The 23,190-nt window shown below is 57.7% G+C and carries 23 protein-coding genes; 13 read left to right on the forward strand and 10 right to left on the reverse strand.

Annotated features, from left to right (window positions below):
- Nucleotides 1-259 precede the first annotated feature (259 nt).
- Nucleotides 260-442 carry a 50S ribosomal protein L32 gene (gene rpmF / locus ACLM7Z_RS01310; protein ID WP_087021211.1) on the reverse strand — a complete coding sequence of 61 codons (183 nt, stop codon included), beginning with the start codon at nucleotides 440-442 and terminating at the stop codon, nucleotides 260-262.
- 56 nt (nucleotides 443-498) lie between these two features.
- Nucleotides 499-1,002 (reverse strand): YceD family protein, encoded by a 504-nt coding sequence (locus tag ACLM7Z_RS01315; RefSeq protein ID WP_087021214.1) that lies wholly within the window; start codon nucleotides 1,000-1,002, stop codon nucleotides 499-501.
- A gap of 208 nt (nucleotides 1,003-1,210) precedes the next feature.
- Between ACLM7Z_RS01315 and ACLM7Z_RS01320 the strand changes: the two genes are divergently transcribed.
- The 3 genes from ACLM7Z_RS01320 to ACLM7Z_RS01330 are packed head-to-tail and all read left to right on the forward strand — an operon-like array spanning nucleotide 1,211 to nucleotide 3,433.
- Nucleotides 1,211-2,170, forward strand: a complete 960-nt coding sequence (locus tag ACLM7Z_RS01320; RefSeq protein WP_087021217.1) for an RluA family pseudouridine synthase — start codon at nucleotides 1,211-1,213, stop codon at nucleotides 2,168-2,170.
- 13 nt (nucleotides 2,171-2,183) lie between these two features.
- Nucleotides 2,184-3,218: a bifunctional glycosyltransferase family 2/GtrA family protein gene (locus ACLM7Z_RS01325; protein WP_273350202.1), complete on the forward strand. Its 1,035-nt coding sequence runs from the start codon at nucleotides 2,184-2,186 to the stop codon at nucleotides 3,216-3,218.
- Nucleotides 3,219-3,259: 41 nt separating this feature from the next.
- Entirely contained in the window at nucleotides 3,260-3,433 is a 174-nt protein-coding gene (locus tag ACLM7Z_RS01330) for a DUF6472 family protein (RefSeq protein ID WP_165761143.1), read from the forward strand.
- Between the two features lie 233 nt (nucleotides 3,434-3,666).
- Here the strand turns inward: ACLM7Z_RS01330 and ACLM7Z_RS01335 are convergent, their stop codons facing one another.
- Nucleotides 3,667-6,285: a heavy metal translocating P-type ATPase gene (locus ACLM7Z_RS01335; protein ID WP_435645481.1), complete on the reverse strand. Its 2,619-nt coding sequence runs from the start codon at nucleotides 6,283-6,285 to the stop codon at nucleotides 3,667-3,669.
- Nucleotides 6,286-6,481: 196 nt separating this feature from the next.
- Here ACLM7Z_RS01335 and ACLM7Z_RS01340 point away from each other — a divergent pair, with 196 nt between their 5' ends.
- The 3 genes from ACLM7Z_RS01340 to ACLM7Z_RS01350 all read left to right on the forward strand — a co-directional run bounded on the left by ACLM7Z_RS01340 (nucleotide 6,482) and on the right by ACLM7Z_RS01350 (nucleotide 8,942).
- On the forward strand, nucleotides 6,482-7,162 hold the full coding sequence (locus ACLM7Z_RS01340) for an HAD family hydrolase (protein WP_165761144.1): 681 nt from the start codon (nucleotides 6,482-6,484) through the stop codon (nucleotides 7,160-7,162).
- Between the two features lie 173 nt (nucleotides 7,163-7,335).
- Complete coding sequence (gene sigG / locus ACLM7Z_RS01345; RefSeq protein ID WP_087021228.1) at nucleotides 7,336-8,106, forward strand: RNA polymerase sporulation sigma factor SigG; 771 nt, start codon at nucleotides 7,336-7,338, stop codon at nucleotides 8,104-8,106.
- An 83-nt stretch (nucleotides 8,107-8,189) separates the two neighbouring features.
- Nucleotides 8,190-8,942 (forward strand): sirohydrochlorin cobaltochelatase, encoded by a 753-nt coding sequence (locus ACLM7Z_RS01350; RefSeq protein ID WP_165761145.1) that lies wholly within the window; start codon nucleotides 8,190-8,192, stop codon nucleotides 8,940-8,942.
- A 62-nt stretch (nucleotides 8,943-9,004) separates the two neighbouring features.
- Here ACLM7Z_RS01350 and sigE read toward each other — a convergent pair whose 3' ends face one another.
- The 3 genes from sigE to ACLM7Z_RS01365 all read right to left on the reverse strand — a co-directional run bounded on the left by sigE (nucleotide 9,005) and on the right by ACLM7Z_RS01365 (nucleotide 11,518).
- Entirely contained in the window at nucleotides 9,005-9,718 is a 714-nt protein-coding gene (gene sigE / locus ACLM7Z_RS01355) for an RNA polymerase sporulation sigma factor SigE (RefSeq protein WP_087021234.1), read from the reverse strand.
- An 18-nt stretch (nucleotides 9,719-9,736) separates the two neighbouring features.
- Nucleotides 9,737-10,585: a sigma-E processing peptidase SpoIIGA gene (locus ACLM7Z_RS01360; RefSeq protein WP_087021237.1), complete on the reverse strand. Its 849-nt coding sequence runs from the start codon at nucleotides 10,583-10,585 to the stop codon at nucleotides 9,737-9,739.
- A 138-nt stretch (nucleotides 10,586-10,723) separates the two neighbouring features.
- Nucleotides 10,724-11,518: a YlmH/Sll1252 family protein gene (locus ACLM7Z_RS01365; RefSeq protein WP_273350192.1), complete on the reverse strand. Its 795-nt coding sequence runs from the start codon at nucleotides 11,516-11,518 to the stop codon at nucleotides 10,724-10,726.
- A gap of 107 nt (nucleotides 11,519-11,625) precedes the next feature.
- On the opposite strand from ACLM7Z_RS01365, the gene ACLM7Z_RS01370 reads away from it, so the two are divergent.
- Nucleotides 11,626-12,615 carry a biotin--[acetyl-CoA-carboxylase] ligase gene (locus tag ACLM7Z_RS01370; protein ID WP_273350190.1) on the forward strand — a complete coding sequence of 330 codons (990 nt, stop codon included), beginning with the start codon at nucleotides 11,626-11,628 and terminating at the stop codon, nucleotides 12,613-12,615.
- Between the two features lie 40 nt (nucleotides 12,616-12,655).
- Complete coding sequence (locus ACLM7Z_RS01375) at nucleotides 12,656-13,540, forward strand: NAD(P)/FAD-dependent oxidoreductase (RefSeq protein WP_165761146.1); 885 nt, start codon at nucleotides 12,656-12,658, stop codon at nucleotides 13,538-13,540.
- A gap of 148 nt (nucleotides 13,541-13,688) precedes the next feature.
- Here the strand turns inward: ACLM7Z_RS01375 and ACLM7Z_RS01380 are convergent, their stop codons facing one another.
- Nucleotides 13,689-15,347 (reverse strand): ribonuclease J, encoded by a 1,659-nt coding sequence (locus tag ACLM7Z_RS01380; protein WP_087021249.1) that lies wholly within the window; start codon nucleotides 15,345-15,347, stop codon nucleotides 13,689-13,691.
- 432 nt (nucleotides 15,348-15,779) lie between these two features.
- Between ACLM7Z_RS01380 and metF the strand changes: the two genes are divergently transcribed.
- The 4 genes from metF (at nucleotide 15,780) to ACLM7Z_RS01400 (ending at nucleotide 20,534) form a co-directional block, all read left to right on the forward strand.
- Complete coding sequence (gene metF, locus ACLM7Z_RS01385; protein ID WP_087021255.1) at nucleotides 15,780-16,658, forward strand: methylenetetrahydrofolate reductase [NAD(P)H]; 879 nt, start codon at nucleotides 15,780-15,782, stop codon at nucleotides 16,656-16,658.
- Nucleotides 16,655-17,290, forward strand: coding sequence for a methionine synthase (locus ACLM7Z_RS01390; RefSeq protein WP_435645482.1), 636 nt, complete (start codon nucleotides 16,655-16,657; stop codon nucleotides 17,288-17,290). Before metF ends, ACLM7Z_RS01390 begins: the two co-directional genes overlap by 4 nt.
- On the forward strand, nucleotides 17,280-19,646 hold the full coding sequence (locus ACLM7Z_RS01395; protein ID WP_435645483.1) for a homocysteine S-methyltransferase family protein: 2,367 nt from the start codon (nucleotides 17,280-17,282) through the stop codon (nucleotides 19,644-19,646). The genes ACLM7Z_RS01390 and ACLM7Z_RS01395 overlap by 11 nt, the downstream gene beginning before the upstream one ends.
- Before the next feature lie 294 nt (nucleotides 19,647-19,940).
- Nucleotides 19,941-20,534 (forward strand): SH3 domain-containing protein, encoded by a 594-nt coding sequence (locus tag ACLM7Z_RS01400; RefSeq protein ID WP_273350184.1) that lies wholly within the window; start codon nucleotides 19,941-19,943, stop codon nucleotides 20,532-20,534.
- Between the two features lie 90 nt (nucleotides 20,535-20,624).
- On the opposite strand, the gene ACLM7Z_RS01405 is transcribed toward ACLM7Z_RS01400, so the two are convergent.
- From ACLM7Z_RS01405 to ACLM7Z_RS01415, 3 genes are read right to left on the reverse strand one after another with little or no spacing between them, the layout of a single operon-like run.
- Nucleotides 20,625-20,969: a cupin domain-containing protein gene (locus ACLM7Z_RS01405; RefSeq protein ID WP_087021264.1), complete on the reverse strand. Its 345-nt coding sequence runs from the start codon at nucleotides 20,967-20,969 to the stop codon at nucleotides 20,625-20,627.
- 7 nt (nucleotides 20,970-20,976) lie between these two features.
- Nucleotides 20,977-21,339, reverse strand: a complete 363-nt coding sequence (locus tag ACLM7Z_RS01410; RefSeq protein ID WP_087021266.1) for a Smr/MutS family protein — start codon at nucleotides 21,337-21,339, stop codon at nucleotides 20,977-20,979.
- Nucleotides 21,340-21,356: 17 nt separating this feature from the next.
- On the reverse strand, nucleotides 21,357-22,064 hold the full coding sequence (locus ACLM7Z_RS01415; RefSeq protein WP_165761147.1) for a gamma-glutamyl-gamma-aminobutyrate hydrolase family protein: 708 nt from the start codon (nucleotides 22,062-22,064) through the stop codon (nucleotides 21,357-21,359).
- 153 nt (nucleotides 22,065-22,217) lie between these two features.
- On the opposite strand from ACLM7Z_RS01415, the gene ACLM7Z_RS01420 reads away from it, so the two are divergent.
- Nucleotides 22,218-23,186 (forward strand): Na/Pi cotransporter family protein, encoded by a 969-nt coding sequence (locus tag ACLM7Z_RS01420; RefSeq protein WP_165761200.1) that lies wholly within the window; start codon nucleotides 22,218-22,220, stop codon nucleotides 23,184-23,186.
- The last annotated feature ends 4 nt before the right edge of the window (nucleotides 23,187-23,190 follow it).

Below are 23,190 nucleotides of genomic sequence, written 5' to 3' on the forward strand. Positions count from 1 at the left end.
ACAGGGGCGGCATGGTGCAGCGCCCTGCCGTTGTCCCGGCTTCACCGGAACATCAATCCTTTTCTAATACATGTTTCTTCGCAGACACTTCTACTGAGATTATCGCATTTCTCAGCGTGTCCGTCAAGCACCGCGGCGGGAAAACAGGCGAACGGTGCCGCGGCAAACGCGCGGCCTGCCGCCTGACAGCAAAAAAATAGAGAAGGAAGCCGCGGCCGCCCTCTCTATTTCTTCGTCAATCTGCTGAAGTGCTCCGAAATCACTCGGAAACCTTTACAACCTCACGACCATTGTAATAGCCGCAAGCCTTGCACATTCTGTGCGGGAGCTTCATTTCGCCGCACTTCGGGCACTTGACCATGCCCGGGACAGAAAGCTTCCATACGTTATTACGTCTCGTATCACGTCTTGCTTTCGAAGTCTTTCTCTTCGGTACTGCCATTTCGGTAACACCTCCTCTGTCTATCCTAAAAGTACTTTTTTGATGGAATCATGTCTTCAGTCATCCTTGTCCAGGAGCTTCTGAAGGACAGCCAGCCGACTGTCGATCTGCCGCCCGTCACAGCCGCAGGGACCTTCGTTTCGGTTTTTGCCGCAGGTCGGGCACAGACCCTTGCAGTCCGGCTTACACAGGTAAGTCATATGGACTTCCAGCAGCAGTGCGGGAATCACGATATCGTCCAGCTCGACGCTGTCGCCTTCCAGCTGATAGATATCGTCCCTCTCGTCATCCTGTACCTCGGCGGACAGAATCATGTCGCACGGTACATTGAGATCCACATTGACGGGTGCCAGACAGCGGGCGCACTGTGTCTGATACAGCGCGCGGACGGTTGCGTGCAGATTGAGAACACCCAGATGGTTCCGAACCTCGCCTTCGACATGAACCGGTGTGCGGAACGGGTATTCTCCGTTCATTTCCTCTTTCGTGAGATCGGCGTCGTAGGAAAACGGGATGGTTTCCCCATCGGTCACCGCGATGCGTTTCAAATCGAGTTTCATAGCAATCCTCGCTGACGGTCAATTATTAGTATACCCCATAAAAATGCGGTTTGTCAACAGAAAAAATGCATTCCCGCCCGCATTTTTTGGATTTATGTATTATAGCACATTTTTGGTGCAAAGTATAGCGGTACGCACAAAAAAGATTGCTTTTTGTCTTTCCTGCGTTTAAACTGAAAACAGAACAAAGCCAGAGGAGGCCGACGCCGTGAAACAGTTCACAATCACCAAAAACGACAGCGGACAGCGACTGAATAAATTCCTGGAAAAGGCCGTGCCGCTGCTGCCCGGCGGCCTGATGCACAAATATATCCGTCTCAAGCGCATCAAAATCAATGGTAAGCGTACAGATTTCGCCTACCGTTTGCAGGAAGGCGACCTGTTACAGCTGTATATCAACGACGAATTCTTCGGCAAGCCAAAGAAAAAAGAACAGCCGACATATCTCTCCGCCAAACCCAATATATCCGTCGTCTATGAAGATGACCACATTCTGCTCGTCAACAAGCCCGCCGGGCTTGTCGTGCACGAGGATGACAGCGGTACGGTGGATACGCTGATCGCGCGCATTCATGCGTACCTCTACCAATATGGGCGCTGGGATCCGAACGATGCCGCTTCCTTCACGCCGTCGCTGTGCAACCGCATTGACCGAGGCACCTCCGGCATCGTCATCGCGGCAAAAACCGCTGAGGCGCTGCGTGTCATGAACCAGAAGATCCGCGACCGCGAGATACACAAGAGCTACCTGTGCGTCACCTGCGGGCATGTGCGCCCCAGGGAAGGCCACATCCAGAATTATATCCTGCGCCACGAGAACGAACACCGTGTCAGCGTGCACGACCATCCGGTTCCCGGCGCGCGCACAGCGGTCACACAATACCGCGTCATAAACGAAACGCCTGAGCTGTCGCTCGTCGAATGCGACCTGATTACCGGGCGCACGCACCAGCTGCGCGCGCAGTTCGCACATATGGGGCACCCGCTGCTGGGCGACAGCAAATACGGCACAAACGATATGAACCGCAAATATCACCGCAAATCACAGGCGCTGTGCTCCTACAAGCTGCGCTTCGACTTCACGACTGATGCGGGCTCGCTCGCCTATCTGAACGGGCGGACATTTACTGTCCCGCGCGTCGAATTCATGTCCCTGTTTGACAGCTGATGGAGGTGGACGCATGAACATCGCCGTACTCATTCCCTCGCTCGACCCGGACGATGCGCTGGTCACGCTCGTCGGACAATTACAGCAGGCCGGTGTGGAACAGATCGTCGTCATCGACGACGGCAGTACGGAGCAGGCGCCATTTGACCGCTGTGCGGCGATGGGCTGTGTGGTTGTCCATCACGCTGTCAACCGCGGCAAGGGCGAGGCTCTGCGCACCGGCTTACGCGCGGCGCAAGCCGCATTCCCCGGTCTTTCGGGTGTTGTCACCGCCGACGGCGATGGGCAGCACGCCGTGCGCGATATCCTGCGCGTGATGCAGGAGGTCACCCGGCATTCGGACTGCATTGTGCTCGGCACACGCGATTTTTCCACCGGGAACGTCCCCGCACGCAGCCGCTTCGGCAACTGGTTTTCCTCGCTGTTTTTCCGGCTGTCTGCCGGTATTTCCTGCCCGGATACACAGACCGGCCTGCGCGGCATTCCCGCATCTCTGTTCGAGTTCGCGCTATCCGTCCCGGGAAGCCGATACGAGTACGAAATGAACGTCCTGTTCACCGCCGCCCGGGAGGGCATTCCGCTGCATGATATCCCGATTGCAGCCATCTATGAAAAGGATAACCGCAGCTCACACTTCCGTCCGATTGCGGATTCCGCGCGCATCTATGCGATGCCGCTGCGCTTTGCCGCCGCATCGCTGGGCAGCTTTGTCGTGGACATCGTCCTGTTCGCGCTGTTCTCACACCTGTTCCGCGCTCGCACCGCACGCGCCATCCTGCTCGCCACCATCGGGGCGCGCGTATGTTCCGGCGTGTTGAATTTCACACTCAACCGCAACTGGAGCTTTTCCAGTACACAGGACGCCTGGTGGGCACAGGGCTTGCGCTATCTGGCACTGTTCCTGTGCCAGATGCTCGCCAGCGGCGGGCTGGTATGGCTGCTGTCCTTCCTTCCCCTGCCGCTCACGCTCATCAAAATATTAGTGGACACCGCGTTGTTCTTTGCCAGCTATTTCATCCAGCACAACTGGGTGTTCCACAAGTCATAATCATTTTTTATCTTCCAAGAACAAAGGAGTCTGATTGCTTCATGTCGAAATGCGACGACTGCATGTATTTTACTTATGACGAGGAATTTGGCTATTCCGTCTGTGAACAGGATCTGGATGAGGATGAAATGCGTCACTTCATTCAGGATACATTCGACAACTGTCCCTATTACCGCCCCGGCGATGAATATTCCATCGTCCGGCACCAGAATTAGGCGCGGTCTGAAACCCAAGAAAATGACGAACATTTCGCAAAGGCGAGACTGGCTCGAGGCAAAAGCACGCTGGAATTCGTTCGGATTTCAAGTGTTTTGAACGAAGAAGCAGTCCGTATTTGTAGAATAGTCAAAATTTTCGATTGTTCAGATACGCCCTAAATACACGCAAACGCAAAGCAGCCGAACCGCCATGGGAATCCCCCGGCAGTCCGGCTGTTGTTCTGTCTGATTTATTTTTGATACAGCAGGCGAATCGAGTTGAGCACGCACAGCATGGCAACTCCGGTATCCGCGAACACCGCCAGCCACATCGACGCAATCCCCAACAGGCCGAGCACCATGACCGCCAGCTTGACGGCAAGTGCAAACACGATGTTCTGCTTGGATACACGCGCCGTCTGCTTTGCCAGCGCAACCGCCTGCGGCACAGCGGACAGCTCGCCCGTCAGGAAAACCACATCCGCCGCTTCAATCGCCGCATCCGCGCCGCTTCCCATCGCCGCGCCGACATCTGCACCCGCCAGCACCGGCGCATCATTGATGCCGTCACCGACGAACAGAACCGGGCCGTATTTGTCCCGAATTTCACGCAGGCGCTCCAGCTTATGCTCCGGCAGCAAATGCGCATAGACCGCATCAATGCCGGTCTGTGCGGCAATCGCGTCTGCACTCTCCGCGCTGTCGCCAGTCAGCATCGCCGCTGTGACGCCGAGGCGCTTCATCTCCGCAATTGCCTGCTTTGCATCGTCCTTCACCGTGTCAGCGATCAGCAGCCGTCCGGCAAACTGCCCGCCGCACGCGACATAGACAACCGTTGCACCGCCCGCCGCGGGCAGCTCCGGCAGAGACACGCCGTTCTGCTCCATCAGCTTGCGGTTGCCGCACAGCACCGTGCTGTCATCGACAACGGCACGCACACCGTATCCGGCAATTTCCTCCACCTCATGCGGTATTTTCAGCGCAACCCCGCGTTCCGAAGCAGCCGCTGCAATGCTTGCCGCAATCGGGTGGGTGGAATTCTGTTCACAGCAGGCCGCCAGTGCAAGCAGCTGATCGGCATTCCGATTCGCCGCAGGCTCAATCACTGTAACAGTAAACGTACCCCTGGTAATCGTACCGGTTTTATCCAGCGCCGCCGCTTTGATTTCTGCCAGCGCTTCCAGCGATGCGCCGCCCTTGAACAGGATGCCCCTGCGGGACGCCGTGCCAATTCCAGAGAAAAATGCCAGCGGGACACTGAGCACCAGCGCACACGGGCAGCTGATGACGAGGAAGGTCAGCGCGGTATAAACCCAATGATTCCAGTCCCCGGTGAAGATCGACGGGATAATTGCCGTCAGCGCCGCGACAGCGACAACAATCGGTGTATAGACACGCGAAAAGCGCGTGATAAAGCGGTCAATTTTCGGCTTGCTTGCCGCCGCGTTTTCAACAGCATCCAGAATGCGGGTTACCATCGATTCAGACAGCGGCTTTGCCACGCGCATGCGCAGCAGACCGGAGGTATTGACCCAGCCGCTGACCAGCTCGTCGCCGACGGCGACGCGGACAGGGACAGGCTCACCCGTGACGGCAGACGTATCGAGGAAGCTCTCACCTTCCACAACCACACCGTCCAGCGGGACACGGTCACCCGGACGGACAACCAGAATATCTCCCACCTCAGCTTCCTCCGCCGGGATGGTCTCAACGATGCCGCCGCTCTCCAGCTGCACGGTCTCCGGGCGCAGGTCAACAGCTTCCATAATCTGTGACCGGCTCTTCTCGACCGCACGGTGCTCAAACAGCTCGCCGATGCAGAAGAACAGCATAACGCCGACTGCTTCGGGATATTCACCGATCACAAATGCGCCGAGTGTTGCAATTGTCATCAGGAAATTTTCATCGAAAACATGGCCGCTGAACAGATTGCGCACCGCAGTCCAGACGATTTCACGGCCGAGGATAATATAGCCAACTGCACAGATCACAAAGGTCGCCGGCATCGAAGTGGACTTCAGCACCAGACCAAGCACCATGCAGATTGCGCCGATCACAAGCTCTGTCATTTCTCTGCGCGCTTCCTTTTTGTCGCTGCCATCCGATTTTACTTGTTTCTTCACCTGCTGCGGCGTAAGGATTCTGACATCCGGTTCAATTGCGCGCGCAGTCTGCACCATGCGCTCCGCCAAACCATCGTGATCCGGCGCAGTGACGCGCAGCTGCTTGGTAGCAAAGGTCAGCACAGCATCGGATACACCGTCCATCGCCTGAATGCGGCGTTCAATCTTTGCGCCACAATTGGCACAGTCCAGATTTTCAATCGTATACGTCACTGTCGTCCCGCCGACTGTGCCGGATTTTTTGAGCGGCAGGTCATCGCCATCATCGTGATGATGGTGGTCGTGTCCGCAGCCGCACCCTTCCTCATGTTCATGGTGGTGTTCGTGCGCATGGTCGTGTCCGCAGCCGCACTCCTCCTCATGTTCATGGTGGTGTTCGTGCGCATGGTCGTGTCCGCAGCCGCACTCTTCCCCATGTTCATGATGGTGCTCGTACACATGGTCGTGTCCGCAGCCGCATTCCTCCCCATGTTCATGGTGGTGTTCGTGCGCATGCTTATGATGATGTGCATGCTCCTTTTTCGCGCCGTCGCGGTCGGATACGGTGATATCCGGCTCATACGACTGTGCGATCTCCTGAATTTGCTCCATCAGGCCGTCCGGCGCATCCGTTTTGACGCGCAGCTGCCTGGTCGCAAATACAAGATTTGCTTCCTCCACCTGCGGCAGCCTGCCAACATCCCGTTCTATTTTCGCCGCGCAATTGGCACAGCCAAGATGTTCCAGCAGATATACCTTACTTGCCATGCGGATCCCTCCTATGTAAAACGAAGTTTGAACATATGAATGTTTGTTCATATGTTAGTATACGCACGCCTTCTGTATCTGTCAATAGGGTTTGTGTATTTTCTGCAAAAAAACAGGAAACTTTTTCTCTTTCCTGTTTCTATGCAAAAAATATGATATAATGGAATCCGCAAAAAACATATGTGAGGTGACAGCCATGGCTTTGAAAGCTGTGCTTTTTGATTTAGATAATACATTGTACGATTTTTCCACCGCACACAAGCTCGCGCTGCGCGCAATGGCGGAATATGGCGAATCACGGTTTGATGTTCCTGCCCGCCGCTTTCTGCTCGCCTATCAGCAGGCAGACAAACAGCTCAAGGAAGAACTGCCATATGTAGCAGCCTGTCATAACCGTGTACTGATTTCCCAGCGCATGCTCGAGCTGCTGGGACTTCCGTCCGTCGTCACACCGCTCGAGCTGTATGAAACCTACTGGAGCACGCTGCTGCATTCTATCAAGCCGCGCGAGGGTGTGGTCGAACTGCTCAGCCGCCTGCATCACCAGCGCATCCGCACCGGTATCTGCACCGACATGACCGCACACATCCAGCACCGCAAAATTGCCGCACTCGGCATCGCAGGCTATCTGGATGTGATGGTTTCCAGTGAAGAAGCCGGCGTGGAAAAGCCCAATCCGAAAATATTCCACGACTGTCTCAATAAGCTGCATGTCAGACCGAATGAGGCCCTGTTTATCGGCGATTCGTTTGAGCGCGATGTATGCGGCGCACATGCCGCCGGACTGATCCCATTTTGGCTCAATACCACAAATGAGCCTGCCCCTGAAGCGGACTTCCGCTATAAAGAACTCCACAGCCTGAAGGAGCTTCTGTAAGTCCAATCCCGGAATGCAAATCCGCATTTCGGGATCTTTTGTTTTGCGCGCACAAATTGCCTGCAAATACACGCGATTCCTGTCGAAAGGATGAATTTTTCCGCAGTATGTTTTGCCCACCCGGCGGAGATAATGGTGAATAGATCGATTGACCATTTTCGGGAGGCGAAACGATGCAGAGTAAAGTGGAAATCTGCGGCGTAAACACATCGCGCCTTGAGGTGCTGACAGCGGCGGAAACTGACGCACTGCTGCGCCGCAGCTCGGGGGGCGATCGGGCAGCGAGGGAAAAATTGATTTCCGGCAATCTGCGGCTGGTACTCAGTGTTATTCAGCGTTTTTCCGGCCGCGGCGAAAGCATGGACGATTTGTTTCAGGTCGGCTGTATCGGACTGATTAAATCCATTGATAATTTTAATGTAGACTTAAATGTACGATTTTCCACCTATGCGGTGCCGATGATTATCGGCGAAATCCGACGATATCTGCGCGACAACAGCACCATCCGTGTGTCGCGTTCGATGCGTGACACCGCCTACCGCGCCTTGCAGGCGAAGGAAGCGTTTGTACGTGAACACCAGCGCGAACCGACCATGGAAGAGCTGTCCAAAGAAATGGATGTACCGCGCGAAGAAATTGTATTTGCACTGGATGCCATCATGGATCCGGTATCGCTGTACGAGCCGGTTTTCGAGGGCACCGGTGACGCGGTCTGTGTCATGGATCAGGTCGGTGACACAAAAAATACGGACGAGCACTGGCTGGAACAGATTGCATTGCGCGAAGCCATCGAACGCCTGACGCCGCGTGAGCAGCGCATTCTGAACCTGCGCTTTTTTGAGGGTCGCACACAGATGGAGGTCGCCGAGGAAATCCATATTTCACAGGCGCAGGTGTCCCGGTTGGAGAAAAATGCACTCGACCGCATCCGGCGGCAAATTTGAAGACAATCGTCCATTGACAACCCCTCCCGTTTTCCGCTATGCTGTTTACAGCAGTATCATCGGAAAACGGAGGGTATTTTTTTATGAAACATGCAGTTGTCGTAGTCAGCTTCGGCACTACATTCCCGCAGGCCATGCCTGCCATTGAAGGCATTGAACAGGCGGTTGAACGTCGCTGCGGGCAGAAGGTATTCCGTGCCTTTACTTCAAAAATCGTGCGCAAACGTCTGAAAGAGCGCAACGGCATTGACATCCCCGACCCGCACACGCTGTTTGCACAGCTGACTGCACAGGGCTATGACGCAATCACCTGCCTGTCCACGCATGTCATTCCGGGCGTGGAATATGAAATGCTGCTTGCAGATGCGGCACAGTTCCCATGTGTCCGTGTCGCAAAGCCGCTGCTTTGGTCGGAATCAGATTATGACACCTGCGTACACGCCGTGATGCAGAGCATTCCGCCGCGCCGCGACAGTGAAGCACTGGTGCTCATGGGACACGGCACCGACCACTTTGCCAACGCCGCTTACTGCCAGTTAGAGCGCAAATTCCGCACCGAGGGCTATGCCAATGTCCATGTCGGCACGGTTGAAGGTTACCCGACGCTGGAAAGCATCATTCCACAGCTGCAGGCAAACGGAACGAACAAAATCATGCTCATGCCGTTCATGATTGTCGCAGGTGACCACGCCAGAAACGACCTCTCGGGCGATGACGCCGATTCGTGGAAGAGTCAGCTGGAAGCGCTCGGCATGCAGACGCGAACTGTGCTCAAGGGGCTGGGAGAAATTCCGGCGATTGCCGATAAATTCGCAGGACATCTGGAAACGATATAACCAATAACCGTACTTACGCACACAGCAAACCGCCCGGCTCCTCGCGGAGCCGGGCGGTCCTTTTATACCCATCGCATCATATCCTTCTTCATGCGTTTGATGATCCGTTTTTCCAGCCGGGAAATATACGATTGCGAGATACCGAGCCGGTCGGCGACCTCCTTCTGCGTGTGCTCCTCGCCGTCTGCCAGCCCGAAGCGCAGGGAGATGATTGTCTTCTCCCGTTCGGGCAGGCTTTGCAGAGCGCGGCGCAGCAGCTGCCGATCTACATCGTCCTCCACCGGGCGCATCACACAATCCGGCTCCGTGCCGAGAATATCAGACAGCAACAGCTCATTGCCGTCCCAGTCTGTGCTCAGCGGCTCATCAAACGATACCTCGGTTTTCTGGCTGGATACCTTGCGCAGATGCATCAGGATTTCATTTTCAATGCAGCGCGACGCATAGGTCGCGAGCTTGGTCTTTTTGTCCGTATTGTAGGTGCCGATTGCCTTAATCAGCCCGATGGTTCCGATGGAGATGAGGTCTTCAATATTGATACCCGTATTCTCAAACTTTTTCGCAATATACACGACCAGCCGGAGATTGTGCTCAATCAGCCGGTCACGGCACTGCGGGTCTCCCTCCTGACAGCCCGCAATTGCCTCCGCTTCCTCCTGTGCGCTCAGCGGCGGCGGCAGCACCACCGAACCGCCGATGTAAAAAATCCCTTCCTCATCCGGCAGCAGCCCGATCCGGATCAGCCACCGGCGCAGCGTTTGCCATACTCGCGGCATTATGCACGCTCCTTTCCCTCAGGGCTCAATCAACCCGTCATACTCTCCGGCACAAATTGTGCCGGCGCCGGAAATGGCAGCCAGGCTGTCATAGGCAGACCCGTCCTCGCGGGTTACGGCATCCGGCCGGAAGCACGGCATCAGTCCGCCGCCTCCGATACTCCGGAATGAAACCAGTCTCCAGCCCCCTGCGCCTTTCTGCTGTGCCCGCTGCACCAGCTCGGCAGCGTTGTCCGTTCCCAGCAGCAGCGGCAAAAACTGCACCTCCTCCGGCAGAACTCTCAGTGCTGCCGCGCGTGTCAGCACGAATACCGGCCTTCCGGTGACCGGGTCGCGCAGTGTATTGCCGCTGTCTACCAGCAGATAGACCTCCTGTACTTTTCCGCCGCAGCGTAAGCGGATGGTTTCCCCATGCGGCCGGTTTTCGCGCGCCTGGTTGCGGAAGATCACTCCGCTCAGGCCATATGCCAACGCCGCCGAAACCAGCAACGCCTTGCGCGAGACCGGTGCATATAACGCACCACCCGCCGAGAGTACCGTTCCGCTCACCTGCTCCAGCGCTGTCACACAACCGCCGAATACAAATGCCACGAGCATCACAAGCAGTGTCTGACGCAGCAGCTGGCGGGCACCGCGCGCGGAAAACGCAATGCCTGCCATTGCCGCGCAGCTCAGCAGCCGCACCGGCAGCGCAGCCAGCACCGGAACAAGCACACTCCCGGAGGCATATGCCGCGCCGAAACCGGACGCGAGACACAGCCGCCACACCGGGCACGGGCGCCCGCCGATGGCGGAGGCCGCCCGCAAAATACAGTAATCCATACAGAAATTGAGCACGAGCAGGACATCCAGATAGATTACACGCATGGTGTCCACCTCCTGCGTGTGCTTTATTGTATCACCAGCCGGAGGCTGATTCTGCCGAAACGGCACTCCGCGCAAACATTTTTTCCAATCACACCCGAACAGCAAAAGCAAGCAGCCGACCGGCTGCCTGCTCCTGTTTTATCCGAACCGCTTGAGCGATATCATAATGCGGCCTTTTTTGCTCTCACCCAGAATGCCGTCCACCTCGCCGCGCCCCATGCCGCGCAGCGTAATGCGGTCGTGCACCGTGACCTCGCGATCAGGGCGCAGGCATTCCATCTGATTGAGGAACACCCGTCCGGCGCGCACAGCATCCGCTGCTTTTGCGCGCGGCAAGCGGAACATCGCTGCCGTCACCGCGTCCAGCCGCATCGACGCGACCGTATCGCGGATATAGCTGACCTTCTCTTCAGGAACCATCAGAGCGGCGAGTGAAATCTCGCTGACCTCCAGACGTTTGCGCCCTGCCCTGCCGTAATGCATGAGCAGATACGGCGCAAGCTCACGCGTCACGACAACATCCGCGCCGTGGTCACCGACCAGAATATCACCGATACCGTCGCGCCGCACGCCCAATCCCATCAGGGAGCCGAGATAATCCCGGTGTGTCAGTACATCGCTCTTATGCCGCAGGCAGCGGATGCCCGCCAGCGGGCAGTCCTCGCCTTCCTGTGGAATTTCCTCCATCCAATCGGGCAGAAAAGCGAGCACCGTGCGCTCCGCGCCGTCATAGCCACCCCAGAAGATTCCGCGCTCCCCAACTGCCTCCAGCAGGCGCCGCGCCAGCTCTGCTTCATGCAGGTCAAAAAACCTGGTATATGTCGGATAACACCGCTCGCGGCAGATGTCCGCTTTCTCCAGCACGCGCGCCAGAAGCAGACGTTCCTCCTGTGTCTGTGCCAGTTTCTGGATGATATCGCCCTGTTTCGCCATGGTTTTATGCCCCATTTCGTCTTATTTGTCAGTTTCACCTATTGTACTGCTTTCAAATCTGTATTACAATAGATTCGCACCAAAAATGGGAAAGAAAGGGTGATCCTATGGTTCGTGATGATGTATTGCGCACGTTGGAGCAAAACCGCGGGCAGCTTGTGTCCGGCGGTACACTGTCCCGTGAGCTGGGCGTATCGCGCACAGCAATCTGGAAAGCCATTGCAGCGCTGCGTGAGATGGGCTTCCCCATCGAGTCGGTATCCGGAGAGGGCTACCGCCTCGCGGAAACGAGTGACACGCTCTCAGAAGCCGGCATTGTCATGGAGCTGAAAACTGACGTACTGGCGCGCAATCTGTGCGTGCTGTCCACAGTCGATTCTACAAACACATATCTCAAGCAGCGCGCAGCGGAGCTGCCGGACGGCTATGCCGTCATCGCCGACTGCCAGACCGCAGGGCGCGGACGCCGCGGACGTTCGTTCCTGTCCCCCTCCGGCAGCGGTATCTATATCAGTATCCTGCTGCATCCGACGCTGCCGCTCGAACGCATCAACATGATTACGGTCGCCGCGGCCGTAGCGCTGAGTGAAGCGATTGCGGAAACCGCAAACTTCACGCCGGATATCAAATGGGTCAACGATGTGCTGATGCACGGTAAAAAGCTGTGCGGCATTCTGACGGAAGCATCCGTCGAGGCAGAAACCGGACAGCTCTCCTATGCCATTGTCGGCGTCGGCATCAATGTCCGCACGCCGGAAGGCGGGCTGCCGGAGCAGATCCGCGATATCGCCGGCTGTCTGGAGGATTTTGCCCCGCATGCTGTGCGGCGCAATTCGCTCGCCGCATCGTTTTTCAACCACATGGAAGCGTGCTACCGGCTGATTGCATCCGGCGACACAGCGGCACTCATTGACCGTTACCGTTCGTTTATCCATTTTCTCGGCCAGCCGATCACGGTCATCCGGAACGGCGAAAAAACACCGGCGACTGCTGTCGCCATCGATCCCAGCGGCCATCTTGTCATCGAACAGGATGGACAGCGCTCCACCATGCTGGCAGGCGAGATCAGCATCCGCCTGCCCGGGCAGGCACAGTAAGCCTGCATTCCCCCCGCACATTAAAGGAGAACTTACAGCAATGATGAAAGACTGTATTATCGTCGGCAAAGGCCCTGCCGGGCTTTCCGCTGCCCTGTATGTCCGCCGCGCCGGTTTTACTCCGGTGGTAATCGGACGCGATTCCGGCGCGCTCGGTCAGAGCCACCGCATTGAAAACTATTTCGGACTGGAAGCACCGATCAGCGGCGACGAGCTGTTCCGCCGCGGCCTCGCGCAGGTCGAGCGGCTGGGCATTGAAGTCATCAGTGATGAGGTCGTTTCCATCCGGGAAACGGAAGATTTCCGCGTCAGCACCGCCTCCGGCCGCGTCCTGTCGGGTCACAGCGTACTGCTTGCAACCGGCCGGCAGCGCCACGTGCCGGAAATTCCGGGCGTGGAGCAGTTCCTCGGCGCAGGCGTCAGCCAGTGTGCCCAGTGTGACGGCTTCCTGATGCGCAACCGCGCACTCGCGGTCATCGGCAGCGGCGACCATGCGGTCGCAGAGCTGAGCCACCTGCGTCCGCTGACAAACAACCTGCGCCTGTTCACCAACGGCGCGACCATCACAACCGACCGTTTCCCGAAGGATCTGCCGATTGTCACCGAGCCGATTGTGGAATTTTACGGCGAAAACGGCATGCTCGCCGGCATCCGCACGACGGGCGGCGACCATCCGATTGACGGCGCATTCCTCGCGCAGGGCATCGCGGCGGCGGCTGATTTTGCCGCACGCATGGGTGTCATCATGAACGGCGGCAGCATCCAGGTCGACCGCAATTATCAGTCCAATGTACCCGGCCTGTTTGCCGCAGGCGACTGCATCGGCGGCGTGCTCCAGATCGCTAAGGCAGTCTCCGACGGCGCAATTGCCGGTCTGAGCATCTGCGAATACATCAAAAACCTCCCGCAGCAGCCGGAGGCATAATCCACGTACACAGCAAAAGGCTCCCGCCCGATGTCAGACATCGGCGGGAGCCTTTCTTTTATTTGCCATCCGCGAAATGCTGCGGATCTGCGGTTTCCTGATTCGGATAGGTGTCAGAACTAAATTTGTTGCACGATTGGCGCAGCAATCAGATTTCCATAATGACCGGGAGGATCATCGGGCTGCGCTTTGTCTTGCGGTAGAGGAATTCCGACAGGTCGTTTTTGACGTTTGCTTTGATGGTTGTCCAGTCGCGAATCTGCTCATCGATACAGCGATCGAGTGCGCGCTGAGAAATGCGCCGCAGCTCTTCCATGAGATCCTCTGCTTCCTTGACGTAGATAAAGCCGCGGGAGACGATATCCGGACCCGCGATCACAATGCCGCTTTCGCTGTCCAGCGTGACAACGACAACCAGCAGGCCGTCCTCCGACAGATGCTTTCTGTCGCGCAGCACTGCTGTGCCGACATCGCCGATACCGAAGCCGTCGACCAGTACCTTACCGGATGGAACCGGATTGGCAAGGCGTGCGGTCTTCGCGGTAATTTCAACCGGGCGGCCGATATCCGCAATGATAACATGGCGCGGATTGACGCCGGTCTGTACCGCCAGCTCACCGTGGCGGCGCAGCATGCGGTATTCGCCGTGCACCGGGATAAAGTACTTCGGCTTGACCAGGGACAGCATCAGCTTGAGCTCCTCACAGCAGGCGTGACCGGATACGTGGATGATCGCGGAGCGGTCATAGACGACATCCGCGCCCTTTTTGCTCAGCTCGTTAATCATCTTGGTGACCGACTTCTCGTTGCCCGGAATGGCGGAAGCGGAGATAATGATCTTGTCGCCCGCGCCGATTTCCACCTGCTTGTGGCCGGAAAATGCCATGCGGTACAGTGCGCTCATTGCCTCGCCCTGTGAGCCGGTGCACACGACAACGACCTTGCTCTTGGGGTAACGGTTGATGTCCGCAATGTCAATGAGCACATTCTTCGGTGCAGTCAGGTATCCGAGCTCCATCGCAACGCGCGCGATGTTCTCCATGCTGCGGCCGCAGATGGCGACCTTGCGCCCGTGGTGTGCGGCGGCATCGAGCACCTGCTGTACGCGGTAGATATTGGAGGCGAAGGTGGCAATGATAATGCGCTGGTCGCAGCCCTTGAACTGCGCCTCAAACGTCTTTCCGACTTCCAGCTCACTCGGCGTATAGCCCGAGCGCTCGACGTTGGTGGAGTCGCTCATCAGTGCCAGCACGCCTTCCTTGCCCAGCTCGCCGAAGCGCGTCAGGTCGATCATTTCGCCGGAAACCGGCGTCGCGTCGATCTTGAAGTCGCCGGTGTGGATGATCGTGCCGAGCGGCGTCCGGACTGCCAGCGCGACGGAATCCGCAATCGAGTGGTTGGTGTGAATCAGTTCGATGTTGAAGCAGCCCAGCTTGATGTGGTCGCCCGCCTTGACGCAGTTGATCTTGACCTTGCCGAGCATGCGGTGCTCCTCGAACTTGGAATTCAGGATGCCCGCGACAAGGCGCGTGCAGTAAACCGGCACATTCAGCTCCTTGAGCACATACGGCAGCGCGCCGATATGGTCCTCATGGCCATGGGTGATGACAATGCCGCGCACCTTGTTCCTGTGGCGGCGGAGGTAGGTGATATCCGGGATGACGAGGTCAACGCCGAGCATTTCATTATCCGGAAATGCAAGGCCGCAGTCGATAACAAAAATGTCCTGCCCGTACTCTACAACCGTCATGTTCTTGCCGATCTCATTGAGTCCGCCTAACGGGATAATCTTCAGTTTTTCTTTCATAATATGCGTATCACTTTCCTTTGCATGAAGCACAGGCCGGAAGCACACATTGCCTCTGAAGCAGGCACAGCAAACAGGCTCTCCGGCGGGTTGACCGGAAAAGCACTGCTGCACGCTTCCGCCGTGCAGTATTTGTCAAAAAAAATTGGTTTCAAATCTATCCGAACGCCGCAAAAATCCTCAATTCGGCGGCCAAACATCAAAAACTTTATCATAGTATACCACACTTTTGCACAATTGTACACCCACCTGTGCATCTTCCACAGGAAAACAGGCACGAAAAATTTCTGTTTTGCACGACTTTTTTCGACACTTGCATGGTTTTCGCAGTTTGTTTCAGGTTTTTTTGCACAATTCTGCAATCTGTTTTGCTTTTTTCCGCCGCATGCGGTATACTAAGACATATTCTACTAAAGTATAGGAGTTTGCCTGATGAAAATTTCAGATATATTTCAGACCAAAAAAACCGTTTTTTCACTCGAAGTGTTTCCGCCGAAAAAAACGAGCAAGATCGACACAATTTATGACACCATTGAGCGTCTGAGCGACCTCAACCCGGACTTCATCAGCGTCACCTACGGCGCAGGCGGCACGGGCACAGGCAGCCTGACGGCAAAAATCGCCTCCGACCTCAAAAATATCTATCACATCGAGCCGCTCGCCCATCTGACCGCCATCCACACGACGCGCCAGCAGGCAACCGACATCCTCACCGAGCTGCGCGAAAACGGCATTGAAAACGTGCTCGCCCTGCGCGGCGATCTGCACCCGGATCTGCCGATCCCCGGCGACTTCAAATATGCCAGTGACCTGACAAAATTCATCGCGGACTTCGGCGGCTTTGATATCTGCGGCGCCTGCTACCCGGAGGGGCATCCGGAGTCGGAGGATGTGATTTCCGACGTCACCAACACGCGCCCCAAGGTCGATGCGGGAGCAACGCATCTGATCTCCCAGCTGTTCTTTGACAACAACGATTTTTACGCCTTCCAGGATCGCGCAAAGCTGGCAGGCATCAACGTGCCGATTGAAGCGGGCATTATGCCGGTCATCAACAAGGCGCAGATTGAACGCATGGTCTCCACCTGCGGCGCGAGCCTGCCGCGCAAGTTTGCGCACATGGTCTCCCGCTATGAAAATGACCCGGAAGCACTGTTCGACGCAGGTATCGCCTATGCCGTTGACCAGATTATCGACCTGATCGCCAGCGGTGTCGACGGCATCCATCTGTATACCATGAATAATCCGCGTGTCGCGCATCTCATCTATACCCGCATCCGCAAGGTGCTGGAGGCGTCTAATAAGGCATGAACCTGACACTCGACCGCGCAGAAGTGCTGCGCTACATGGGACATGCCGGCGGCGACGCGGACATCGTGGAAACCGCTCAGCGGGCAATGGATCGCATTGTGGAAATCGCTCAGCCGCGCTGGAAATGGATCGTCTGCACACCGGACGCGCTGCCGCTGTCCGGCAATGACATCCGCCGCCATCTGGATGGCTGTGACCGCATGGCGGTGCTGTGCGCCACGCTGGGCGCAGCGGTTGACCGCGAGATCCGGCGCACCGGGCATCGCAGCATGCTGGACGCGCTCGCGCTGGACGCAGCGGCAGGCGATGCCATCGAGAAGGTGTGCGATGCGGCGGAGGACGAAATCCGCATGCAGTTCGGGCAGGACGGCTATTTTGTCACCGGGCGTTTTTCCCCCGGCTACGGCGACCTGCCGATTGATCTCCAGCGCGATTTGCTCGCGCTGTGCGATGCACCGCGCCGCATCGGGCTTTCCGCGACGCCGTCCAATCTTCTGACGCCGGGCAAGTCGGTCACCGCTCTGCTCGGCATTTCCGCGCACCCGGTTTCCGGGCGCGCGCGCGGCTGCGGCACCTGCCGCCTGTCCGCAGACTGTCCCTATAGAAAGAGAGGAACCCACTGTGGAGCTTAATTCCCATATTTTATCCGATTTTCTCGTACTGGACGGCGGCATGGGTACTATGCTTATGGAAGCCGGCATGCCTGCCGGCTCGCTGCCTGAGTTGATGAACCTGAATCATCCGGAGGTCATCACGTCAATCCAACGCCAGTACGTCGAGGCCGGCTCGGACATGGTCATCACGTGCACCTTTGGTGCAAACGAAAAGAAAACCGCAGGCTGCGGCCACACCGTAGAGGAAATCATCACCGCCGCCGTTGCCAACGCGCGTGCCTCCGGCGCGAAATATGTCGCGCTGGACATCGGCCCCATCGGTGAGCTGCTTGCCCCGACCGGTACGCTGAACTTCGACGACGCCTATGCGATCTTCGCCCGGCAGGTGCGCTGTGGTGCAGCCTGCGGCGTGGATGCGATTTATATTGAAACCATGACCGACCTGCTGGAAACAAAGGCCGCCGTGCTCGCCGCGCGTGAAATCTGCGATCTGCCGGTGTTCACAACGATGACATTTGAGGCCTCCGGGCGCACCTTCCTCGGCGTGCCGCCGGAGGCAGCTGCGCTGACGCTCCAGGGACTCGGTGTAAGCGCGATCGGCATCAACTGTTCTCTCGGCCCGAAGGAAATTCTTCCGATTGCCGAACGGCTCGCCGCGGTCGCGTCCGTCCCGCTGATTATCAAGCCGAATGCAGGACTGCCCGACGCTGCGTCCGGCACTCTGTCGTACGACATCACACCGGAACAGTTTGCACAGTATGTTCCAAAATATCTCGCCCTCGGCTTCACCATTTTCGGCGGCTGCTGCGGCACCACGCCGGACTATATCCGCCGCATTCGCGCCGTACTGAACGAGGCGGCATTCCATGCGCCGGAGGCAAAGCATCTCTCCGCGCTGTGCTCCGGCACGCGCTATGTCCCGGTAGATGGCGTATGTGTCATCGGTGAGCGCATCAATCCGACCGGCAAAAAGCGCTTTAAGCAGGCGCTCCAGGAACACGACATCGACTATATCGTGGAGCAGGGCATTGAACAGGCGGACGCGGGCGCGCATGTGCTCGATGTCAATGTCGGCCTGCCCGGCATCGACGAGCGCGAGATGATGCTCGAGGTCATCGAAGAGCTGCAAAGCTGTATTGACCTTCCGCTCCAGCTCGATTCCAACAATCCGGAGGTTCTGGAGCCTGCCCTGCGCCGTTATAACGGCACGCCCATGATTAACTCGGTCAACGGCGAGGATGCAAGCCTGAATGCCATCCTGCCGCTTGTCGCAAAATACGGTACAATGGTTGTCGGCCTGACGCTGGATGAAAATGGCATTCCGCCCACGGCAGAAGGCCGCGTTGCCATTGCGCGCAAAATTGTCGCGCGCGCGGCGGAATATGGCATCGGGCCGGAGCGCATTGCCATCGACTGCCTGACGCTGACCGTTTCCGCAGAGCCTGCCGGCGCGATGAACACGCTGTCTGCCCTGCGCACCGTCAAGCAGGAGCTGGGGGTCAAAACCTGCCTCGGCGTGTCCAATATTTCGTTCGGCCTGCCGCAGCGCGTCAAGGTCAATTCGCATTTTCTCGCCATCGCGCTGGAAAACGGTCTTGACTTCCCGATCATCAATCCGAACATCCCGGAGATGATGGAGGCGGTCGATGTGCACAATCTGCTGCACCAGCGCGACCCGGGCAGCGTACACTATATTGAAACCTACAGCGCCCCCGCGGAAGTGCCCGCGGCGCCCAAGGCCGCCGCTTCCAATGCGCCCGACGTACAGACCGCCATCCTCAAGGGGCTCGGCGACGACTGCGCCGCCGCAACACGCACGCTGCTGGAAACCAACGACCCTCTCGACGTCGTCGCAAAGTACCTGATTCCTGCGCTCGACACCGTCGGCGACCTGTTTGAACAGAACAAGCTGTTCCTGCCGCAGCTCATCCGCTCCGCCGAATGTGCAAAGGCCGGCTTCGAGGTCGTGCGCCAGCACATGGCACAGCAGGGCGGCGAAACGCCGAAAGCGGACAAGGTTATCCTTGCGACCGTCAAGGGCGATATCCACGACATCGGCAAAAACATCGTCAAGGTCGTCATGGAGAACTACGGTTACCAGATTCTCGACCTCGGCCGCGATGTGCCGCCGGAGACTGTGGTGGACTGTGCGCTGGAGCAGGATGTCCGTCTGGTCGGTCTGAGTGCGCTGATGACCACAACGCTCGGCGCGATGTCGGACACGATTTCGCTGCTGCGCGACCGCGGCTATACCGGTAAAATTATGGTCGGCGGTGCCGTGCTGACCCCCGACTATGCCGCCTCTATCGGCGCGGATTTTTACTGCCGCGATGCAAAAGCATCCGTCGATGCGGCCCGCACCGTGTTCGGCTGACCGCCGTGCCATCCGGCTAAAATTACAAAACAGTTACAGCTCCCCGCACGCTTTGGTTACAATTCCGGGCGCGCAGGGGGCTGTTATTTTTTCGGCAAAATCGCCGGTTTTTTCGCCAAATGTGCCAATTTATTGTGTTTTTTCTTGTGCAAGGTCTCTGAAATTCTCGAAAATCTCCAATTTTGGTTTGACAAATCCGCCTCTGTCCTGTAAGATAGGTTACAGTTCAGTTACATCACCGTAACAAATTGATACCGAGTGTTCACCACATCCCCGATTGAAAAGGAGTTACATATGTTTCAGAAATTAAAGAAATGCATCATGGTTGCCGTCACCGGCATCGTGCTCACGGCCAGCGTCACCGCAGGCGCTCTGGCTGCTAACGTTACCGCAACGACCAGCGTCAATGTGCGCGCAGGTGCGGGCAACGGCTATAAAGTCGTCACCGTCCTCAAGAAGGGACAGGTCGTCGCCAAGACCGGCTCTTCCGGCAACTGGACCAAGGTCACCGCAAACGGCAAGACCGGTTATGTCTACAATAAGTACCTGACCAGCGGCGGCAGCACCACCACCAACGCTTCCAAGAAGCCGAGCGCTTCGACCTCGAGCACCGGCAGCAAAACCTACATGGGCAACTACAAGCTGACGTTCTACGCAGGCGATTCCACCACGGCTTCCGGCAGAACCCCGCGCGTCAACCACACCATTGCGGCTGACACCTCCATCCTCCCGATGTACTCCAAGGTTTACATTGAAGGCTGGGGCACCTACACGGTCGAGGATCGCGGCGGCGCCATCAAGGGCAAGCGCATCGACATCTTCGTTGCCAACAACAAAATCGCCAACCAGTACGGCGTCAAGTATGCAGATGTATATCTTGTAAAATAATCACAGAAACAGCAAACCGGTTCGGACATGTCCGAGCCGGTTTTTTCATGCGCGAAAAAGCGGCGCGGGAATGCTCCCGCGCCGCGCAGTTTACTCTGTGACAATCGCCAGAAAGACTGCGTTTTTGTCCGAACAGTTCTTTGTGTAATGCGAATCACCGCCGCCGCAGATCCAGGCGTCACCCGGATACACGGTGTGCTCGGCACCGCCGTCCGCAATGACCAGCTCGCCCTCCAGCAGCCAGCAGAACTCCGCATCCGGCATATGCGCATGCTCGCCGATGGTGCATCCCGGCTCCAGCGTCAGCACGGCGCACATCTTAAACTTGCCGAAGGAATCCCCCGGCGCAAGCAGCGTCTTGCGGATGACAGTTCCCTCACCGCCGCGCAGATGCTCGATGATGTCTGTCTTCTGTTCCTTTGCCCGATTCAACATGTTTTCTTCATCCTTTCCTGTCTCTCAGCACGACGACTGTAATGCCGTTGTTGTGCCGGTCAATGTCGCGGTCCCTGCGAAAAGCAGGGCAGATTTGCAGCAGCCTGCGTGTATCTTCCTCAAATATCGTCAGCTTCTCTCCGGGAACGAAAAACCGAATCTGTCCCCGGCGCTGTAGGACCGGCAGCTCCCGGCGCACAGCCACGCGGATCTTTCCGCCATTGCCGGTTGAGCCGAAGCCATGGATGATTTTGAGCACCCATACGCCCTGCCTCCGGGCAAGCCGTACCTCCAGTTGCAGCCGCGCGAGCGCCTGCTGGACGGTTGGCATGCCGTCCTCCAGATTGATCTGACGAATTTGCTGTTCCATGTTGTTCTATGTTCCTTTCATCCTGTACCGTCCTGCGGAATGCATGCCAGAAAGTCCGCAAACAGCGGCCCCATTTCCGCATCGGTATCACGGCACAGACCATCGACCATGCGCTCCGGGTGCCACTGTACCGCCCGCACCGGGAGCGTATCGTGCGCGACCGCCTCAATCACGCCGTCCGCATCGCTGACCGCCGAGACATGCAGCCCCGCACCGAGCGTGCGGATCGCCTGATGATGATAGCTGTTGACCGGCACGGTCTCACCGAGCAGCGGGCGCAGCCAGCCATCCTCCGATGTGATGACGGTATGGATTGTATTTTCATGCACATAGGCGGTGGCGAGGTGCTGAAACAGTGTCCCGCCGAAAAAGACATCGATGACCTGAAGCCCGCGGCAGATGCCGAACACCGGCTTTTTGCGCGCACAGAACTGCCGCAGCAGCTCCCATTCGCGCTCATCGCGCCTCTGGTCTACACTCGCGTCCTTGCCCGTCATATGCCTCCCATAATACGACGGATGGATGTCCCCACCGCCGGACAGCAGCAGCGCATCCGCACGGTCTGCCAGCGTTTCCACGCTGCCAAAGCCGCCGTCCAGCAGCATAATGCCGCCAAAGCGCGCGAGTGAACGCGCATACAGCTCACTCTGCGCGACCTGTCGGCTCCGCCTGCCGGAGATTGTACCGGATGATACCAGTATAACAGTATTTGCCGTATTTTTCACCTCCTGCATCATAAATATTTCAAAGATGCGGAAGGCAACACTGTTCCCGATGCAACAGCGCTGCCTTACTCTATCCATAAGCATGCCATGGATTGTCCGCGAGCACGCGCGAATCCGGTTGGCAGTGTAAAATTTTTCCAGGAGGTGGGAAAGATGGAACGGTTTCATCTGCTGGCGCTCGCCGGGGCGGTCGCCGTCTTCCTGTTTGGTATGGAGCTGCTGTGCACAGGGCTGGGCGCGCTGTCGCGCGACCGCCTGCGGCATTGCCTCATGCAGGCAGCGCCCTCGGTTTGGCACGCCACGGCTCTCGGCGCAGCGGTCACCGCACTGGTGCAGAGTTCTTCCGCCGTGACGGTTGTCCTCGTCGGGCTCGCCGCGGGTGGGGCGCTGACGCCGGAGCAGGCCGCCGGCCTGATTGCGGGTGCCAACATCGGCACCTGTACCACCGCATTTTTCATCCACATCGGGCTGCATGCCGGATGGATGGGCGTATTCCACGGCATCGAGCCGCTGCTTGCGCTCGCTGTGCTGCTCCCCGTCCTGCTGCGCAGGCATTGTCCTCCGATTCTGTCCATCGGCGCAGGACTGGCTGCACTCCTGACCGGCATGGCGCACATGCAGGATGCGCTCGCACCGCTCTCCGATTCCCCGCTGTTTGCGCGTCTGCTCGCGCAGTGCGCTTCCCCGCTGTCGGGGCTTCTCGCGGGCACAATCATCACAGCCATCCTGCAAAGCTCGTCCGCCTGTATCGCGCTGCTGCAAACCATCTCCTCCTCCGGCATGCTCTCGCTCGGCAGCGTTGTGCCGGTCATTCTGGGACAGAACATCGGCACCTGCGTCACCGCTCTGCTCGCCAGCCTGCGCGCCGGACGCGCCGCCCGACAGACCGCCCTGCTGCACCTGCTGTTCAATGTCATCGGCGCAGCAGCCGTATTCCCTCTGCTGCTCATCATCCGGCAGATATGCCCTGCATGGCTGAGCATCCCCGCCGACAGCGCGGCAATTGCATGGGTACATCTCGCGTGCAACCTCGCCGCCGCAGGCATCTTCCTGCCGCTGCGTCGCGTCATCCTCGCGCACATGACACAAAACAGCCCCCCGCAAACGCGAGAGGCTGCCTGATCGC

Source organism: Butyricicoccus porcorum (assembly GCF_051246315.1).
Lineage (GTDB): Bacteria > Bacillota > Clostridia > Oscillospirales > Butyricicoccaceae > Butyricicoccus_A > Butyricicoccus_A porcorum.

Coding starts and splice junctions, on each gene's coding strand:
- rpmF (WP_087021211.1), bottom strand. CDS start 442: ATGGCAGTACCGAAGAGAAAGACTTCGAAAGCAAGACGTGATACGAGA.
- ACLM7Z_RS01315 (WP_087021214.1), bottom strand. CDS start 1,002: ATGAAACTCGATTTGAAACGCATCGCGGTGACCGATGGGGAAACCATC.
- ACLM7Z_RS01325 (WP_273350202.1), top strand. CDS start 2,184: ATGAACATCGCCGTACTCATTCCCTCGCTCGACCCGGACGATGCGCTG.
- ACLM7Z_RS01330 (WP_165761143.1), top strand. CDS start 3,260: ATGTCGAAATGCGACGACTGCATGTATTTTACTTATGACGAGGAATTT.
- ACLM7Z_RS01335 (WP_435645481.1), bottom strand. CDS start 6,285: ATGGCAAGTAAGGTATATCTGCTGGAACATCTTGGCTGTGCCAATTGC.
- ACLM7Z_RS01340 (WP_165761144.1), top strand. CDS start 6,482: ATGGCTTTGAAAGCTGTGCTTTTTGATTTAGATAATACATTGTACGAT.
- sigG (WP_087021228.1), top strand. CDS start 7,336: ATGCAGAGTAAAGTGGAAATCTGCGGCGTAAACACATCGCGCCTTGAG.
- ACLM7Z_RS01350 (WP_165761145.1), top strand. CDS start 8,190: ATGAAACATGCAGTTGTCGTAGTCAGCTTCGGCACTACATTCCCGCAG.
- sigE (WP_087021234.1), bottom strand. CDS start 9,718: ATGCCGCGAGTATGGCAAACGCTGCGCCGGTGGCTGATCCGGATCGGG.
- ACLM7Z_RS01360 (WP_087021237.1), bottom strand. CDS start 10,585: ATGCGTGTAATCTATCTGGATGTCCTGCTCGTGCTCAATTTCTGTATG.
- ACLM7Z_RS01365 (WP_273350192.1), bottom strand. CDS start 11,518: ATGGCGAAACAGGGCGATATCATCCAGAAACTGGCACAGACACAGGAG.
- ACLM7Z_RS01370 (WP_273350190.1), top strand. CDS start 11,626: ATGGTTCGTGATGATGTATTGCGCACGTTGGAGCAAAACCGCGGGCAG.
- ACLM7Z_RS01375 (WP_165761146.1), top strand. CDS start 12,656: ATGATGAAAGACTGTATTATCGTCGGCAAAGGCCCTGCCGGGCTTTCC.
- ACLM7Z_RS01380 (WP_087021249.1), bottom strand. CDS start 15,347: ATGAAAGAAAAACTGAAGATTATCCCGTTAGGCGGACTCAATGAGATC.
- metF (WP_087021255.1), top strand. CDS start 15,780: ATGAAAATTTCAGATATATTTCAGACCAAAAAAACCGTTTTTTCACTC.
- ACLM7Z_RS01390 (WP_435645482.1), top strand. CDS start 16,655: ATGAACCTGACACTCGACCGCGCAGAAGTGCTGCGCTACATGGGACAT.
- ACLM7Z_RS01400 (WP_273350184.1), top strand. CDS start 19,941: ATGTTTCAGAAATTAAAGAAATGCATCATGGTTGCCGTCACCGGCATC.
- ACLM7Z_RS01405 (WP_087021264.1), bottom strand. CDS start 20,969: ATGTTGAATCGGGCAAAGGAACAGAAGACAGACATCATCGAGCATCTG.
- ACLM7Z_RS01410 (WP_087021266.1), bottom strand. CDS start 21,339: ATGGAACAGCAAATTCGTCAGATCAATCTGGAGGACGGCATGCCAACC.
- ACLM7Z_RS01420 (WP_165761200.1), top strand. CDS start 22,218: ATGGAACGGTTTCATCTGCTGGCGCTCGCCGGGGCGGTCGCCGTCTTC.